12 protein-coding genes are annotated in these 15,662 nt (G+C 54.0%); all 12 read right to left on the minus strand.

Annotated elements, in window-relative coordinates; translation table 11 throughout:
• Positions 1-34 precede the first annotated feature (34 nt).
• Positions 35-1,060, minus strand: coding sequence for a FecR family protein (locus D3A97_RS19085; RefSeq protein WP_198674073.1), 1,026 nt, complete (start codon positions 1,058-1,060; stop codon positions 35-37).
• A gap of 25 nt (positions 1,061-1,085) precedes the next feature.
• Complete coding sequence (locus D3A97_RS19090; protein WP_157986631.1) at positions 1,086-1,628, minus strand: RNA polymerase sigma factor; 543 nt, start codon at positions 1,626-1,628, stop codon at positions 1,086-1,088.
• A 65-nt stretch (positions 1,629-1,693) separates the two neighbouring features.
• A complete protein-coding gene (locus D3A97_RS19095) occupies positions 1,694-2,692 on the minus strand; it encodes a 2-hydroxyacid dehydrogenase (RefSeq protein WP_119080106.1) in 999 nt (332 codons plus the stop codon).
• A gap of 255 nt (positions 2,693-2,947) precedes the next feature.
• Positions 2,948-4,093: a glycoside hydrolase family 5 protein gene (locus D3A97_RS19100; RefSeq protein ID WP_119080107.1), complete on the minus strand. Its 1,146-nt coding sequence runs from the start codon at positions 4,091-4,093 to the stop codon at positions 2,948-2,950.
• A gap of 96 nt (positions 4,094-4,189) precedes the next feature.
• Positions 4,190-5,080 carry a phytanoyl-CoA dioxygenase family protein gene (locus tag D3A97_RS19105; protein ID WP_119080108.1) on the minus strand — a complete coding sequence of 297 codons (891 nt, stop codon included), beginning with the start codon at positions 5,078-5,080 and terminating at the stop codon, positions 4,190-4,192.
• A gap of 44 nt (positions 5,081-5,124) precedes the next feature.
• Entirely contained in the window at positions 5,125-6,429 is a 1,305-nt protein-coding gene (locus D3A97_RS19110; protein ID WP_119080109.1) for an MFS transporter, read from the minus strand.
• Between the two features lie 40 nt (positions 6,430-6,469).
• The gene (locus tag D3A97_RS19115; protein WP_119080110.1) at positions 6,470-8,089 is read right to left on the minus strand and encodes a beta-N-acetylhexosaminidase; all 1,620 of its coding nucleotides are present in this window, start codon (positions 8,087-8,089) and stop codon (positions 6,470-6,472) included.
• Positions 8,090-8,101: 12 nt separating this feature from the next.
• On the minus strand, positions 8,102-9,862 hold the full coding sequence (locus D3A97_RS19120; protein WP_119080111.1) for an exo-alpha-sialidase: 1,761 nt from the start codon (positions 9,860-9,862) through the stop codon (positions 8,102-8,104).
• Between the two features lie 5 nt (positions 9,863-9,867).
• On the minus strand, positions 9,868-10,593 hold the full coding sequence (locus tag D3A97_RS19125) for a D-lyxose/D-mannose family sugar isomerase (RefSeq protein WP_119080112.1): 726 nt from the start codon (positions 10,591-10,593) through the stop codon (positions 9,868-9,870).
• Between the two features lie 29 nt (positions 10,594-10,622).
• On the minus strand, positions 10,623-12,440 hold the full coding sequence (locus tag D3A97_RS19130) for a glycoside hydrolase domain-containing protein (RefSeq protein WP_157986632.1): 1,818 nt from the start codon (positions 12,438-12,440) through the stop codon (positions 10,623-10,625).
• Positions 12,441-12,477: 37 nt separating this feature from the next.
• Positions 12,478-13,617, minus strand: coding sequence for an SGNH/GDSL hydrolase family protein (locus tag D3A97_RS19135; RefSeq protein WP_119080114.1), 1,140 nt, complete (start codon positions 13,615-13,617; stop codon positions 12,478-12,480).
• A gap of 155 nt (positions 13,618-13,772) precedes the next feature.
• Entirely contained in the window at positions 13,773-15,599 is a 1,827-nt protein-coding gene (locus D3A97_RS19140; RefSeq protein ID WP_119080115.1) for a glycoside hydrolase domain-containing protein, read from the minus strand.
• Positions 15,600-15,662 lie beyond the last annotated feature (63 nt).

Below are 15,662 nucleotides of genomic sequence, written 5' to 3' on the forward strand. Positions count from 1 at the left end.
CATCGGTGATTAAGATCTTTCAGGAAAAACGTGGTCAGTTTCTCGGTGCCTTGATAACGTAGTCTTTTTTATTTTTCATAACATTCAGATTATTCAGCATTGCAATATCCCGCAGGATGTTCTCCAGACTGTCTGCCTGGTCTATTTTACCGATGAAGTTCAGGCCTTTCAGGTCTGCCGGATCGTAATAGATGCGTACGTTATAGATGGCCGCCAGTTGTTCGAACACCTGTTCCAGGCCCTGGTTCTCGAACATGTACCAGCTGTTCACAGGCGAATCGTCTTCCGGCATGGCCGCGTTTTTCCGGGCAGGCTGCGGGCGGGCCGGTTGTTTCCTGCGGAGGGCAATACCATTTTCAGGGCTATAGTTGAACTCGTCTCCCGGCAGCAGGATGTAGGTGGTATCCAGCCTGGCCAGTGTGGTGTCTGCGCTGGCCACTATCACTTTCCCTTCCAGCAGCGTTACGCTGGTATTGCCGCTGCCCTGCGGCGCCGTTACCCTGAAGGTGGTACCCAGCGCGGTAGTGGCAATACCATTGCCCAATACGGAGAAGGGCCTGGCCGCATCTCCTGTTGTATGGAACACGGCTTCCCCCGCCAGGTGTACATCCCGCCGCCCGCCGGCAAAAGCGGGATCGTAGCGGAGGGAAGCACCGGGGTACAGTTCCGCTACGGAACCGTCTTCCAGCGTATGGCGCATTATTTCCCCGCTGGTATTGGTGACTATAAAACCTTCCGCGGCCTGGGGCATCTTTTCCCGGCCGGCTATCAACCAATAGCCCGCCATTGCCAGGGCTCCCACCAGTATGGCCGCGGCGGCCACGTTCCTCACCAGCCGCCAGATGCTGACCGTGCGGGCGGGTTTTATTCCCTGCCATATTTTCTGCCAATACTCCTCTGGCCGGCCCGCGGTACCTTCCGCCAGCGCCCACTCTTTTTCCGGCAGCCATTCCGCCGCCTCCTCCGGGTGCTGCGTCAAATAGTCACTCACTGCGGCGGCCTCTTCAGCCGTGCATGCTCCTTTAAAAAATTGCGTAATCAGTTCCCGGGAAATATCCATGTTAATCATTAATACGAACGGTATCTTAAAAACCCTCCGTTATCCAGAAAAAAAATATCAGCGCGGCCGGCAGGTGCTTCCGCAGTTCCTTTACCGCCTTGGCTACGTGGTTCTCCACGGCCTTTACGGTAATAGACATGGCGGCGGCCACCTCCCTGTACGAGCGGCCGTACAGCTTGTTGAGCACAAAGGCCTGCCGGCGGGCCGGCGGCATTTTTTCAAGGATGCGCTGCAGGCGGCGGTCAACATCCCAGGCGATGTCTGCCGCGGGAGTGGCCTGCCCTTCCGGCAGCACACCCTTGAACACCAGCAGCTGCCGCTTGCGGAGGTGATCTATATAAACCGTTTTGGCGATGTTGAAAAGGTGCTGATCAAGGGAGAAGGCTTCGTTCATGGAGCCGCGGTATTGCCAGAGGCGGAGGAAAGTGTTCTGCAACAGGTCACGGGCATCTTCTTCCGCGCCCGTTTTTTTGAGGAAGTACAGGAATACCTTATCGCGGAGCTGCAGGAAAGCCTGTTCAAACGCAGCTTCGTTCCCCTGTTTTATGGCATTGACAAGTTCAGACACAAGCGTGAAAATAAAGCATTTTTCCGCAGTTGCAGTCAACGGCGGGTTTTCCGGCGCTGCATGCACTACGCCAGCAATACCCCGCCGCCCGGCTCCTGCCCTTTGCGCAGCCCGTCTACATTGCGGAGGGTGATCTCCGCTATCTGCTGCAGGGCCTCTTCGGTAAAGAACGCCTGGTGGCCGGTGACCAGCACGTTGGGAAAACTCGTCAGCCGTTGTATCATATCATCTTCAATGATACTGGCGGACAGGTCTTTAAAGAACAGCTTTTCTTCCTGCTCGTACACGTCAATGCCGAGGTAGGCAATGTGGCCGGATTTGAGGCTTTCTATCACGTGATGGGTATGCAGCAGCGCGCCGCGGCTGGTATTGATCAAGGTAACCCCTTTTTTCATTTGCCGGATAGCATGGTCGTTAATGAGGTATTTGTTTTCAGGTGTCAGCGGACAATGGAGGGAAATAATGTCTGACGCCGCCAGCAGCGCTTCAAACGGCAGGTATTCCACGCCTGCCGCCTGCAGGGAAGCGTCCGGGTAAGGGTCAAAGGCCAGCACGCGGCAGCCAAAGCCCTGCATGATGTTACAGAAGGCGCGTCCTATTTTGCCGGTGCCTACCGCGCCCACCGTTTTGCCGTGCAGGTTGAAGCCCAGCAGGCCGTTGAGCGCAAAGTTCTGCTCCCGTACACGGTTGTAGGCTTTGTGCGTTTTACGGTTGAGCGTGAGCAGCATGGCCACGGCATGTTCCGCCACAGCCTCCGGGGAATAGGCCGGTACGCGGCATACGCGGATGCCGTGTTGTTTTGCCGCTTCCAGCTGTACATTGTTGAAGCCGGCACAGCGCAGGGCTATCACCTTCACGCCTTTGGCGGCCAGCACTCCTATGACCTCCGCCGTCAGCTTATCGTTCACAAAAACACATACGGCGTAGGTACCCTCTTCTACCGCATTGACAATATGCGGGCCCAGGTGGGTTTCCAGGTATTCCAGCTCAAAGCCGTATTGCTCATTTTGCCGGTTGAAGAACGTTCTGTCATATGGTTTGGCGGAAAAGAAGACGATTTTCATATGGTTGAAAATACGAAAAAATGCCCCTGACGGCTGTTAAAAAAGTACAATTGTACTATCCTCTTGTTTTAAACATTCGGAACTTTGCGTGCAAGCATACATTAGACATTCTTCATCAGGTATAGATCTTTTTTCATTAAACGTGGAATTTATAAAGGCAAACGGCCCCGTTCCCGGGGCCGTATTATTTTTACACGTTTTTGGTCAGCAGTTGCAGCAGGCTCATGCATACCATTATACCGATGGTGATCATCTCTACACGTTTTTGGTCAGCAGCTGCAGCAGTTTCCTGTCCAGCTTTTGCCCGTACCAGTCTTCGTACTGCACATCCTGCCGCCGCGAGTTGAGCACGCCAAAGTCCCCGCTAAACTCCCAGAGGCCAAAACCGATGCCATTGCTGTTCAGGATGTCCAGCACATCTCCGAACCAGGCCAGGAACACGGGGTGCGGGGTTTTGTTCCAGCAGCCGCATTCCCCGCAATGCACACCTACGCCTTTTTTCACCAGGTCTATCCAGGGTTGGTAATGTTTTTCCAGCATGGCGCGGCTCAGGTACTCGTTCCCCACCTGCCCCGGCCATTTCGGCTCCGGCAGGTTGTCTACGTTCTTGTTGGCCCAGGGCGCCTTGTAGTGCGATATTTTGCCGGGGTAATAACCTCGGCAGCTCTGGGCAATGTCCAGGTCCATGATCTCGGGGATCACGGTGGTGCCAACATTATTACCGTCCGCAATTACGATGCGGGCGGCGTTCTCTTTGCGGATGGCCTCCGCGGCGGCTTTGGCCACCTTGCGGTATACTTCTCCCGGCACCGTGGTGGCGCGGGAATGCTGATCGTTCATATCTTCCCGCATAGCGGGCTCGTTCACCAGGTCGAAGCTGAGCTTTGCGGCTGGTATGGAACGGAAGCGTTTGGCCCAGAAATTCCAGTGGAAACAAAATGCCTTCAGTGCTTCCTCATCTTTCCACAAGTTGTACGGCTCGTAAAAACCCGCGTTGATGCAGTACCCCGGCGCGCGGTGCAGGTTGAGGCTCACGTGTATATTGTAGCGGTGGGCCATCTGTACCAGCTTTTCAATTTCTTCCACCCGGCTTTCGTCTATCTTGTACACTTCTTCGGGCGTAATGCGTTTGCTGTGGTCAATGGCCAGGTAATTAGGGTAGGCCATCGGAATACGCACAAAGTTAAAACCCCAGTCCTGCATCCAGCGGAAGTGGTCTTCCGGCGTGCGGGGCCGCGAGCGGGCCGGGTCTGGCGAAAAAAAATCGAGCAGGTTAAAGCCTTTCCAGGCGGGGAGCTTGTTGGCGCTGGCCTGCGGGGCGGGCAGCGCACCTGCGGCGGCCGTTAGCCCCAGGCCCGCGGTCAGCAGGCCGGCATGTTTGATGAAAGAGCGGCGTTCCATGAGGGTAGTTTAACGTGAAATTTCAGGCCGTTTGGCGTGACATACAAGTTAAACAAACAAATCTACTCCTCCTAATGCGCGGGCGGCAGGTGGTGTTTACGCTTCTTCCAGGTCTTTCACGTTCAGCAACAAAGGGAAAAACCGGCCCTGTATCTTTTCTCCCCGGGGAACGGGCGGCGTACCGGGCATCAGCTCCTGGTCCGCGTCTGACAGGGTGCCATCTGCAAACACATTCGTTACAAAGGCCCTCCTTGGCCTGTCTGACCTGTTTTCGTAAGAGCCATGCACCAGCATGGGGTGATGAAACGACGCATAACCTTTCTTCAGTTCTATGGGGATGGGCTTGAACGCAGCCTTCTGCTCATCATTCAGGAAGTCCATCAGCCCTTCCATTTCCCCGGCCAGTTCCGGTTTCTGCAACAATCCCCACCGGTGGCTGCCAGGCACGTAATGCAAACATCCGTTCTCAGTGGTTGCATCGTCCAGTCCTACCCAGCAGGTAAGGTGCTGCACGGGTACGGAGCGCGTCCAGTAGGAATAGTCCTGGTGCCAGGCTACCACGCCGCCATGTTTGGCGGGCTTGCAGAACAACTGATCGTGCCAGAACCGTACGCTGCGGTTGCCGAGCAGCTGGCTGGCGGGCATCAGGAAAGCAGGGTTCCACAGGATATCATGGAACCCTTTCGTAATACGCCACGCGCCCAGGGCGTGAAAGAGCACATTGTCCGCGTCTGTGGAAGCGTTGGAATAAAACTCATGGAACAGGCCGTTGCCGGGGTGCTCCGGTTTCACAATATCCGCCAGTTCTTCGTTCAGCAGGTCTACCTGCCATTCTTCCAGCAGCTTGATGCCGCTAACGTACCCGTACTCGTGAAAGAAACTGAGCTGCTTTTCGTTCAGCATGTGCTGCTTCCAGTCTGCCGCGGCGGAAGGCCGGGTGAAGATATCTGATACAGGTGCATGGAATGCTGATAAATCAGGATACATGGTATAATATTTTAAGTGTTAGATAGTTTGCGGAATTGCGTGGCTTACCTGTTCCCGAAAGCCGGGCGTTTGGTGCTATACTGCTCCGGCCCGGCCTCCGGCCGCGGTTCAAACTTTATCCCGAACTTCATGATAACGGCGGCCAGGAACATGGCCACGGACATCAACAAAAACGCATAGGTGAAAGACCCGGTGAGGCCGTTGAGGTAGCCCACCAGGTAGGCGCCCACAAAAGACCCCAGCGCGCCCACGCTGTTAACGAGGGCAATAGACACGCCCAGCACGTTACGCGGCAATATTTCCGCTATCAGTGCAAAGAACGGCCCAAAGGGCGCGCATAACGCCCCTCCTGCTATCACCAGCATGCAATAGGATAACCAGAAATTATCCGGCTTTGCGAGGAACAGTCCTAAAAAGGCCAGTGATGCCGTTAACAGGGCGCCGGTAACATATGGTTTCCGTTTTAGCGAGCGGTCCGAGAAATAGGAAATGCCGATCATGCCTATAATGGCCACACCGTAGGCCAGTGAGGAAAGCCAGCCGGCCTCCACAATGCTGATGCCCGGCGCTGTTTTAAGCACAGACGGCAGCCACATCATAAATCCATAGGTGCCGATGCTCCATAAGGCCAGTTGCAGGGAAAGCAGTATCACTTCTCTTGACCTGAAAGCTGTGAGGTAATTTTTCACCGGCTTGATGTCTTCCTGCTCCTGCAGGAGTTTTTCCCGCAGCAGCTTTTTATCTTCCTCAGACAGCCAGGCGGCTTTTTCCGGGCTGTCTTCGATCTGTTTCCACCAGATGAACGCCCACAATACCGCCGGAGCCCCTTCAATGATGAACATGCCCCGCCAGCCGATCCAGTCTATGAGGTAGCCTGATAAAATAGACATCCAGAGCATGGTAACGGGGTTGCCGAGTATCAGGAAGGAATTGGCCCTTGACCGTTCATGTTTGGTGAACCACCGGCTCAGCAATATCAGCATGGCGGGAATAACGGCGCTCTCCATTACGCCCAGTGTAAAACGGATGCAGATCAGCAGGGTCACGTTGCTGACAAAGCCTGTTGCGGTAGCCAGCGCGCCCCAGAGTATCAAAGACCAGAAGATCAGCTTCTTGGCGCTTTTCCCGGAGGCATAATGGGCGCCGGGTATCTGGAAAATAAAGTACCCGAGGAAAAACAGTGCGCTTAACAGGGAAAGTGTGGCTGCGGAAATGCCGAGGTCTTCCGCCATGCCGCCGGCCGCGGCAAAACCAAAGTTGGCACGGTCAAGATAGGCCAGGCTATAAGTGACAAAAACCACCGGTATCAGCCGGTACCACCGCCTTTTCAAAGTATCTGCTTGCTGCATAGTAAGCTGTTATTTTCATTCACAACATGGCGGGCGGGCCTTATTCTCCTTCCGGGAAGAAAGGCGCTACCCGCATACCCATATCTTTCAGATGCTGAACGTTCTCTTTCAGCCGTACCAGGAAGTACGGATAGTTCTTCCGCCCTGTTTCGCTCCAGGCGGTTTCCGCAAACGCACAAAGGCGGGGAAAGGTCATAAACTCCGCGTCTGCTTCATTGGTCACGTACTCCGTCCACAGGCAGGCCTGCGTTCCGAGTATGTATTGTGCGTCTGCGGGCGCCAGCTCCCGCGGTACGGGATCATACCCGTATATTTTGTTGAGCGGAAGGAACCCGCCGTTAGACAAAGGTTCCGATTTCCGGTCACTTGTCTGGTAAAGATTGATGTACGTATACTGTACGGGCGTCATAATGGTATAGTGGTGCTGCCGGGCGGCCGCAATGCCGCCTTTCTCCCCTCTCCAGCTCATCACCGTAGCATTGGGGGCCAGCCCCCCTTCCAGTATCTCGTCCCAGCCAATGATCTGTTTGCCGGCGGCATGGGCAATATCTTCCATTCTCCTGATAAAATAGCTCTGTAGCTCGTGCTCGTCTTTCAAAGACAGTTTTCTGATCAGCTCCTGGCAGAAAGCAGATTGCTTCCAGCGGTCTTTGGGCACCTCATCTCCCCCAATGTGAATATATTTTCCGGGAAAGATATCACTTACTTCCGCCATAATGCTCCTGAGAAAAGCGAACGTTTCTTCTTTCGGGCAAAGGATGTCTTTATGCACGCCCCACCTGGTAGATACGGTATATGCAGAATCTATGCAACCGAATTGCGGGTAAGCGGCCAGAATAGCCTGGGAATGGCCGGGAACGTCAATTTCAGGGATAATGGCAATAAAGCGCTCCCCGGCATATTGCACCAGCTCTTTTAATTCCGCCTGGGTGTAGTACCCGCCGTGCGGCGTACCGTCAAACCGCTCGGGCCTGTCTGTACGGTGGCCTACCACGGTCTCTTTGCGCCAGGCCCCGGTTTCGTGCAGCCGGGGATATGACCTGCTTTCCATCCGCCAGCCCTGGTCATCGTTCAAATGCAGGTGCAACGTGTTGATCTTGTAGAAGGCCATGGCGTCTATGTACTTTTTTATAAAAGATACGGGAAAATAGCGCCGGGCCACGTCCAGCAATACGCCGCGGTACGCAAACCGGGGCTGGTCCTCTATTTTCACGGCAGGCAGCAGCAGCGGCTTCCCTTTTTGCGGGTGCAGCGGCATCAGCTGGCGCAGGGTCTGCGCCGCATAATAAGCTCCCGTGTCTGTGGCAAAGCGTACCACTACAGATGCGGGGCTGATATCCAGCCGGTACCCGGCGGTGTTGGGCAAACTTGCGTCACGTACAAAACGGATGGTATTGCCGGCGCTCTTGCCGCCACCGGGGGAGAAACCAGTTCTCTTGCTGATGTCTGCTACGAGGGCGGTAACGATGTGATGCAGCGCTGCCTGCCGCCGGTCCCACACCACCTGCGTACCGGCGGTAACGGCAAAGTTGCCGGCCATGGGCGTCAGCACCGCAGGCCGGGGTATTACCGGGTAGCGGCCCGCCTCCTGGCCGGCGGCCGTACTAACAGCGGAAAGCAGGATTATGGTCAAAAACGTAATTCCATACATTGATCTCATGCGGCAAAATTTTTATAAACCGTGGTTGTAATTACTAATGGCCTCAGATGTTCTCAGGTACCGGTTGTATACCCGGATGTTCCTGATGCGGCCGTTGAAACGCGGCAGCTTCAGCATCATGTCCTCGCCGGAAATGCTGTTCAGCTTTTCGTTGAACCGCATCCAGCCAAACTGCCTGTCTTTCCCGCCATCGCACAGCCGCCCGTTCACCAGCCCACTGACAATGCGGGGCTGCCCATCCACAATAAACACCACGTGAGAGGATTTACCTGCCACGAGCATGCCGGGGTCGGTTTGCCAGCTTTCTGTGACGGCGCCATCAGATAGGTGAAGCCGGAGCGTGCCGGCCGTGTCTGTTGTGATCCAGCAACCCTGCCCCGCGGGGTTGCGGCTGTCTGCTATCAGCTGGCCGGGCGCCAGGCTGTTCAGCGTAAGCCGGAGGTCAATGGTGAGCCCGCTTTCCCGCAGCGCCTTCATATCGCGCAATGTGTAGGTGCTGTTGGCGCGCGGGTTCTTTTTCCTGAAAACGAGCCCCTGCGTAACCTCCGACCTGGCCTGGGCCTGGGCCTGGGCCCACATTCCTTCCAGCAGGGTGGGATCGATCACGTGTACTTTAGCTTCGGATTTTTGTGTTTCCGTGATCCAGTACTTCCCTTTTTCCTCCACCAGGTCAGGATAGCTCATGCCGTTCACTTCCAGGTTATTGGTGTAGAGCAATATTTCCGGCTGCGACCAGTATATCTGTCCGTTTTTTTCCACGCCGCCGGTGATCCACACCGGGTTGCGCTCCTTGAACGTGATACCGCCGTGGTGATGGAACCATAGCAGGTACTTCCCGTTGGCGCATTTGAAAAGCCGGGGGCATGCCCGCGGGTTCCTGATCAGCTGGTCACTTCCGGGCGCATAGGTGGCGGGCTGCGGCATTGCCCACGTTCTGCCAAGGTCATGGCTGACCGTAGACGCCACAAAACCCATAGCCGTTCTGAAAATGCAATAGAGGGAGCCGTTATCAAGCGGCACTATGTTATGCTCTTCCTGCACAGATCCCAGGGCCGGGTTGCGTACACCTTTGTCTCCTTCCGGGAACATTTGCCATTGCACCTTGCCGGCGTCCCTTTCAACGGCCAGGTTGGCGGAGCGCAGCAGCCAGCCTTCTCCCATGCCCTGCGGGAACACGCCCAGCTTTGTAAAGGCGAACAACACGGTATCCCCTATCTGGCGCGGTTTATCTATGCCCCAGAACATCTGCACCTTTCCCTTAAATTCATTACCGGCGTCTACAGCGGTTACCCGTACGGGGATGCGGTAGCGTTGGGCAGACCAGGTCTGGCCATTATCATCAGAGTACTTGAAACAGTACCATCCCAGCAAACCGGCCTGCCTGATGGGTTTGCCGTTCACTTCAGCCACATTGTCCCCGTTATAGTTGTAAAACACATAGACCCTTCCGTACGGGGTAACGTAAGGAATGGCCCAGGAAGAAATGGGGCCGGTGTTGGCTTCTATAGACACCGGGGCCGTCCATGTTCTTCCCTTGTCATAACTGGTAATAGACACTACATGCTGGCCGGGCCGGCTTTCCGACTCCGCGCCCGTGGTGAACACACAGAGCCAGCGGCCGTCTTTCAGCACAGACACATAAGGCTGATCTATATAGCTGTTGGAATATATGGGATACCCGTTCGAGATATCCCTCCAGTCTCCGCTTTGCGCAAGGAGGCGGCCGTTGCAGCATGCTGCAGACAAGACCAGGAATAATAAATATTTCTTCATGTTCGTTATCGGCTAACGGTTGAACCTGTTACAGGATATTCATGACATAAATAATACCGGCGGGCCTCGTCTTCCTCAATATCGGGGAAGCGCACGCCATAGTCTACGAGAAAAACATTGTCGTTCCAGTCATCACACACGCTTGATATTTCCGTACTCAGCGTGTACCCTATACCGTTATACCGGTACCCTGTTCCCTCTTCCCCCCAAAACTGGTGGATGGTCCTGGGCGGGATGCAAACGCTCATGCCCGGCTTCAGCCGGATGGTATCGTTGGGCGACAATCTTTTGGTGCACCCGTCTACCTGTATGGTAAACTGCTCGGTGGAGCGGTTGCCTTCATCATCCGCCTTGCACAGCTGCACCAGTATGTTCCCGCCGGAGCGGCAGATGAGGTCTTCGCGCTTCGAAATATGAAAATGCGCGGGGGCGCGCTGGTGTTCCGGGTCAATCAGCAGTTTCTCGGCGTATTCCTTCGGGTACCCGGCCTGCCCCTTGCGCCCGTTCCGGAGCGTAAAGAGCACCCTGCCGATGTTGGCGTAATCATTACTGCCGAAGTCGGTCACGTCCCAACCCAGCATACATTCTTTGACCTCCCTGTACTCGCTGCCGGCCCGGAGCCATTGATCCGGCCCCCAATACGCGAAGTCCGGCAGCTTTACCTTAAAATAGTCTATCACATGGTGGGCTATTTCAATGCTTTCGTTAATAACAGATCTTTTTAAACTCATTGTTGATGAAATATTGGTTCTGAAAATTCCTATAGACCGCCAGCTTCCAGCAACTCCAATGTTTGCCGGCGGTTGTCGTAATATTTTTTCGGGTCTGTTTCATATCCTTTGGAAATAGCTTCCGCCCTTGATTTATAATCCGAAAAAGGCCGGGCCATGCCTACCTCTATGCCCGGCTGAATGAGCGCGTCCATCATCTCCTGCACTTTGGCGGGGTTGATGGTCTTCAGCCTGGCCAGCAGGGTCACGTCTGCCATTCCTTCCCTGAAGTTCAGCAGGCGCATGGAAGACAGCAGGCCGTCTGCTGATCTGTAGTAGTACCAGGCGCCGCCGGGGTCGTGATGCTGCGTACCGTCTGGCAATGCGCCCAGCGAGGTGGCGTATTCATCCGGCACGCCGCGGTATTCATTGGCCGCCCACCACAAAAAGCCGTTGGCGTTATAGCGGAAGGCCAGCCAGGGCCAGAGCCGGCATTCTACCAGCGGCCTGTCCAGCTGCCGGTTGGGGTACGGCGGGAACGGGCTGGCCGTATGGTACAGCCACACCTCCCGGTTATCCGCCAGGCGCTCCGGCACTGTTGAGTTCTTCTGCAACACCAGGCCCGGCAGCGAGAACACCTGCAGGTCTACCAGCGGCGAGAACAACTGCGGCTGTGAATTAATGGCGTCAATCGTTTTTACGTTGTGCATATACTTTTTCACCAGTTCGTTGTAGCGCCGGTACTCTTCTATATTGGCGGGAGGAGGTTCATCAAATACGTGTTGCACGTAGCGGCCCTTGAGGCCCAGCGTGTCCAGGTGCTTGTCCAGGTCAGCAAAGAAAGTTTCCTGGAAACATTCCAGGCTCAGTTGGGTGGCCGTTAGCGAGATGGTATCTCCGGTGGCGGCGTTCTTGATGAACAGCACCTGCGTGGAACCGAGGCCCTGGAAACGTACGTGCCGGCCGGCAAAACGTTCAAAGCCCAGCGAGTCGAACATATGCACCCAGCGGTCAAAGCGGCTGTAGTTGAAGGAAAGTTTGGCCGTGGCGGGGTCCCACCAGGTTTGTATCAGCGGGTGGCGGTTATTCACCAGGGGCGTGTACATCATGTTCTGGCCGTCTTCTATCATGAGCTGCCCTGCCCTTCTGAGCAGGTCCCAGTGCGCTTCGCTCCAGGAGGCAACGGGCGTGCCGGTTTTGAGGTTTTCCGGTATTTCAGACAGCCAGTTCACATAATCGAGATGAAAGGCCGGCATGTTGGTGGCATACACCCTGAATGAGAACGGCACGTCCTGCACGCCGGCGCTGGCATCCTGCAGCCGCACCTTGCCTTCGTAAAGCCCGGCGGTACAGGTGGCAGGCACATCCAGCTGCACCAGTATGCCCGCGGTCTCATTGGCCGTTACCTGCAGCGTGCCGGCCGGCATTTCCTGCAAGGCCTCCATGATATCGAACGGGGCCAGCCTGACCAGGTACGGCACCCAGGAAGCCGGCACCGGGCCGTTGGGCACATTGATGCCGGAACCCTGGGTATTGCCTTCCAGGTGAACCGGCAAAATGTGGCGGAACCTGGCGGTGCCGGGAAACGCCGCGCCGGAGCTATGCTCCAGGTCTACGACCGATACGGAAAACTGTTGGGTAGCCGGGCTCCGCAGCGCCACCTGGAAAGACAGGGTGTATTTCCGGGGCGTGTGGAACGGCTGGTAACAGGTATCCGCGGGGAAATTATCCTTGAATATCCGCGCGTTGACATCCAGCAGGCGGGCGTCAAAAACGCCTGCGGGCGCAAGCGGAGAACCGTTGCCGGCCGTGGCGTTGATGAGCGCCATCAGGCAATAACATGCCGTTAAAAAAAATCGCTTTATCATGGTAACGTCTTTTCCGGGTTTGCAATTGGTACAAAATTTACCTGGCCACTGCACGCGGGTGCTTTTTCAGGATGGCGGCCACCGTTTTTGCAAAGGCTTCCGCATACTGGAGGTGGCCGGCATCATTAGGGTGTCCGTGGTCAACCGTATGGTCTGGCCCCAGTTTCATGTCTTCCGCGCGCAGCACGTACAAATATTTTACGCCCTCCTTTTTCAGCTGCCGGTATGTGTCAAGCATGGCGTTGTTCAATTCCTTGATCTGCTGCTGCCGCTCGCTGGTGAGCCAGTCTTTATGAAAGGCGGCAAAGGCCGGCATCAGGATAGGCACGGAAGGGTGCCGCTCCCTGATGGTGCTGACAGACGCCACTATTCTCCGCTTTACTTCTTCCAGCGGGAACTTGCTGCGGTCCATCATATTCCCCAGGCAATCCAGTACAAAGAGACCGGCATCCAGTTCATTGACGAACCCGATCACTTCCTTGTCCAGCGTACCATTGCCGGAGAAGCCCAGGTTAACCACCGGCAGCTCCAGCTTGCGGCCCATCACAGACGTCCATGCCAGGCCGGGCCTTGATGCACAGCCGCCCTGTGTAATGGAGGTACCGTATATCACCACGGGTTTTTGAGTGTCCGCGGCAAGGGGCGTGAACATGGCCCCCTTCGGCATGCCTATCCGCAGTTCCTTTACCGTGTTGTAGATGGGCAGGTACAGGAAGTACTCCCGTTCCGGGTTGCGGAGCGAATCGGCATCGCTGATGGTATAGTCATACGAGATAGTATCCTTGAAAGCATACTTTCCCGGTATCCAGTTCCAGCCGCCGTTGCTGTTGCGCGAGTACAGGTCAAGGCCGCTGAACCCCGTGGCGGGGAAATGCGGCAGCTGCAGCGCGCCCGCCACCGTGTACCGGATGGAGAAAAAATGCGCATTTGTTTTAAAGCGGATGACCAGCCCGGTGGCGTTGCGGGACAGCGCCCATACCTGGCTTCTTACCTTGCCCTGCGCACTGAGCGGCAGGCGCTGGTACGGGGCAATAACGCCGCTTTGCTGCCAGCCTTTTCCTCCAATTACCGGAAACGTGCTTTCTGCGGGGTTCCACCAGGTGAGGCTGTCTGCACGGTAGGCGTATACTACCTGAAGGTGCAGCAGCAAAAAGATGATAACTATTAACTTTTTCATATGCCGTACGATCGTTTTTATTCCCAACCGGGGTTTTGCTGCAGGTTTTTATTGATGCCCATTTCCCGAATCCCAGGAAACTGCTTCACTGGCAATATCGCCGCTCTCATTCACTACAGCTCTTTTCAGGTTCATTACTTTCATTGATACTAATTTTAAAATGTGTCTAAATAATCCAGCATCTCTTTTCTGAAAATGTTGAATTTAACCGGCGAATCTTCATAGCCCTTCTGCTGCTCTGGCTCAAATTCCGGGAAAATCACCTTGGACAGCAAATCCTGAAATTTTGCTGCATTGGTCTTTTTTATGTTCGTCAAAAGAAAAGCATCAACTAGGCCCTCACGATAGCTAAGAATCCGCATAGAAGGAACTAAACCGTTTGATGTTCTGTAGTAAAACCAATTATCTCCAGGAGGGTAACCAATAGGGTAGTTATTTTGCTCTGGGTACGGGCCAATAGATGCGAGATATTCATTCGTAACGCCGCGATATTCATTAGCAGCCCAATACAGATATCCGGATGCATTATATTTCATACAAAGCCAGGGCCAAAGCCTGTTTAGCGTCAAGGGTTGGTCCAGGTGGCGATTTGGCAAGGGAGGCTTAGGTCCAACAGTATTATACAACCAGGTTTCTTTGTTTTGTTGCATACGTTTTTTGACAGTGGAATTTGCTAATTGCGTAATTCCATAAATATTCATTACCTGAATATCACTCAAATCTGAAAACAATGTAGTCACATCCGCGCCTCTTGTAAATGCATCAATAGACTTGACGCCTGGCATCGTTTTCTGAAGAAGGCTGTAATATTGTCTGTACTCCTCTACAACCTCTGGCCAGGGCTCATCGTATATATGTTGAATGTATCTGTTCAGCATACCTATAGACTGTAGATGGCTGTTCAGCGCCTTAAGAAATACTTGTCTAAAACAATCCCGGTCCATCTTAATTTCAGCACCGCTATAGGCGAGCGTATCTCCTGATATAACGTCTATTACTTTTAGATTTGCACCCATATTTTTTATGTGCCGTCCTGAAAAGTACTTAAACCCCAATGTATCAAAAGTCTGCATCCAACGGTCAAGTCGTGAAAAATCAAATGACATCTCCTTGGTATTGCTATTCCACAGCGACCGTATTAAAGGATGCGGCACTCCGCTCATTGGATAATCTACCAACGGTGTATACATTACATTATCCCCTGTTTCTCTGAACAGCTTGCCCGCCCGTTCCAATAGCTTCCAATGATCTTCGCTCCACCATTCCACAGAAGCCCCGCTTTTTAAGTTTTCCGGGAGTGAAGACAACCAATGAACACTGTTCAACAAATCATTTTCATTTATCACAATTTTATGCACAGCGAATGATACCGGCAGGGTAACTTCCGCGCCCAAGGACCCCGTCACTGTAATATTACCTCTGTAAATTCCTGTAGGGCAGCCGGAAGGGATAAACAATCGCAATAAAATTCCGGAAGTATTACCCGCACCCACAGTCAATGTATCTCCCGCTACATCCGAAACAACTTCCAACACATCAAATGGAGCGGTTCTAATCAGGTACTTAGGAACCCACGAAGGATAAGTAGGTACCCCCGGCTCGCTTTGGTAATCCCGGGTATTTGCTTCAATATGAACAGGCAACAATTGACGAAAAGTAAGCGTACCCGGAAACAGCGTACCCTCGCCGTTTTTCAAGCTATCCATATGTATCTCAAAATGCTGACTACCGGCAGAATTGATCGCAAGCTGAATGCCTAAAGTATAATTCCGGGGAGCATCAGGCATCTGATAGGCTGGTCCAGAGCCTGCATAGTTGTCCGGATAAATACGCGCATGTATATCCAACAATTTACACTGAAAAGCGCTATCCCATACAGCCTTCACATTTTTGAGACGCGCTGGGCTATCCCCTGCCGCTGCAATAGCTGCAAATGCAACCAGGCTTGTTAAGAACATGGTGTTTCTAATCATTTTTTTCATATGGGGAATAGTATTATGGTCATATATGTTTATTCTGATTATTCAACTTTTAGATCGCTATTT

The sequence above is a fragment of the Chitinophaga alhagiae genome (assembly GCF_003568665.1).
GTDB lineage: Bacteria > Bacteroidota > Bacteroidia > Chitinophagales > Chitinophagaceae > Chitinophaga > Chitinophaga alhagiae.

Coding starts and splice junctions, on each gene's coding strand:
- D3A97_RS19085 (WP_198674073.1), bottom strand. CDS start 1,060: ATGGATATTTCCCGGGAACTGATTACGCAATTTTTTAAAGGAGCATGC.
- D3A97_RS19095 (WP_119080106.1), bottom strand. CDS start 2,692: ATGAAAATCGTCTTCTTTTCCGCCAAACCATATGACAGAACGTTCTTC.
- D3A97_RS19100 (WP_119080107.1), bottom strand. CDS start 4,093: ATGGAACGCCGCTCTTTCATCAAACATGCCGGCCTGCTGACCGCGGGC.
- D3A97_RS19105 (WP_119080108.1), bottom strand. CDS start 5,080: ATGTATCCTGATTTATCAGCATTCCATGCACCTGTATCAGATATCTTC.
- D3A97_RS19110 (WP_119080109.1), bottom strand. CDS start 6,429: ATGCAGCAAGCAGATACTTTGAAAAGGCGGTGGTACCGGCTGATACCG.
- D3A97_RS19115 (WP_119080110.1), bottom strand. CDS start 8,089: ATGAGATCAATGTATGGAATTACGTTTTTGACCATAATCCTGCTTTCC.
- D3A97_RS19120 (WP_119080111.1), bottom strand. CDS start 9,862: ATGAAGAAATATTTATTATTCCTGGTCTTGTCTGCAGCATGCTGCAAC.
- D3A97_RS19125 (WP_119080112.1), bottom strand. CDS start 10,593: ATGAGTTTAAAAAGATCTGTTATTAACGAAAGCATTGAAATAGCCCAC.
- D3A97_RS19130 (WP_157986632.1), bottom strand. CDS start 12,440: ATGATAAAGCGATTTTTTTTAACGGCATGTTATTGCCTGATGGCGCTC.
- D3A97_RS19135 (WP_119080114.1), bottom strand. CDS start 13,617: ATGAAAAAGTTAATAGTTATCATCTTTTTGCTGCTGCACCTTCAGGTA.
- D3A97_RS19140 (WP_119080115.1), bottom strand. CDS start 15,599: ATGAAAAAAATGATTAGAAACACCATGTTCTTAACAAGCCTGGTTGCA.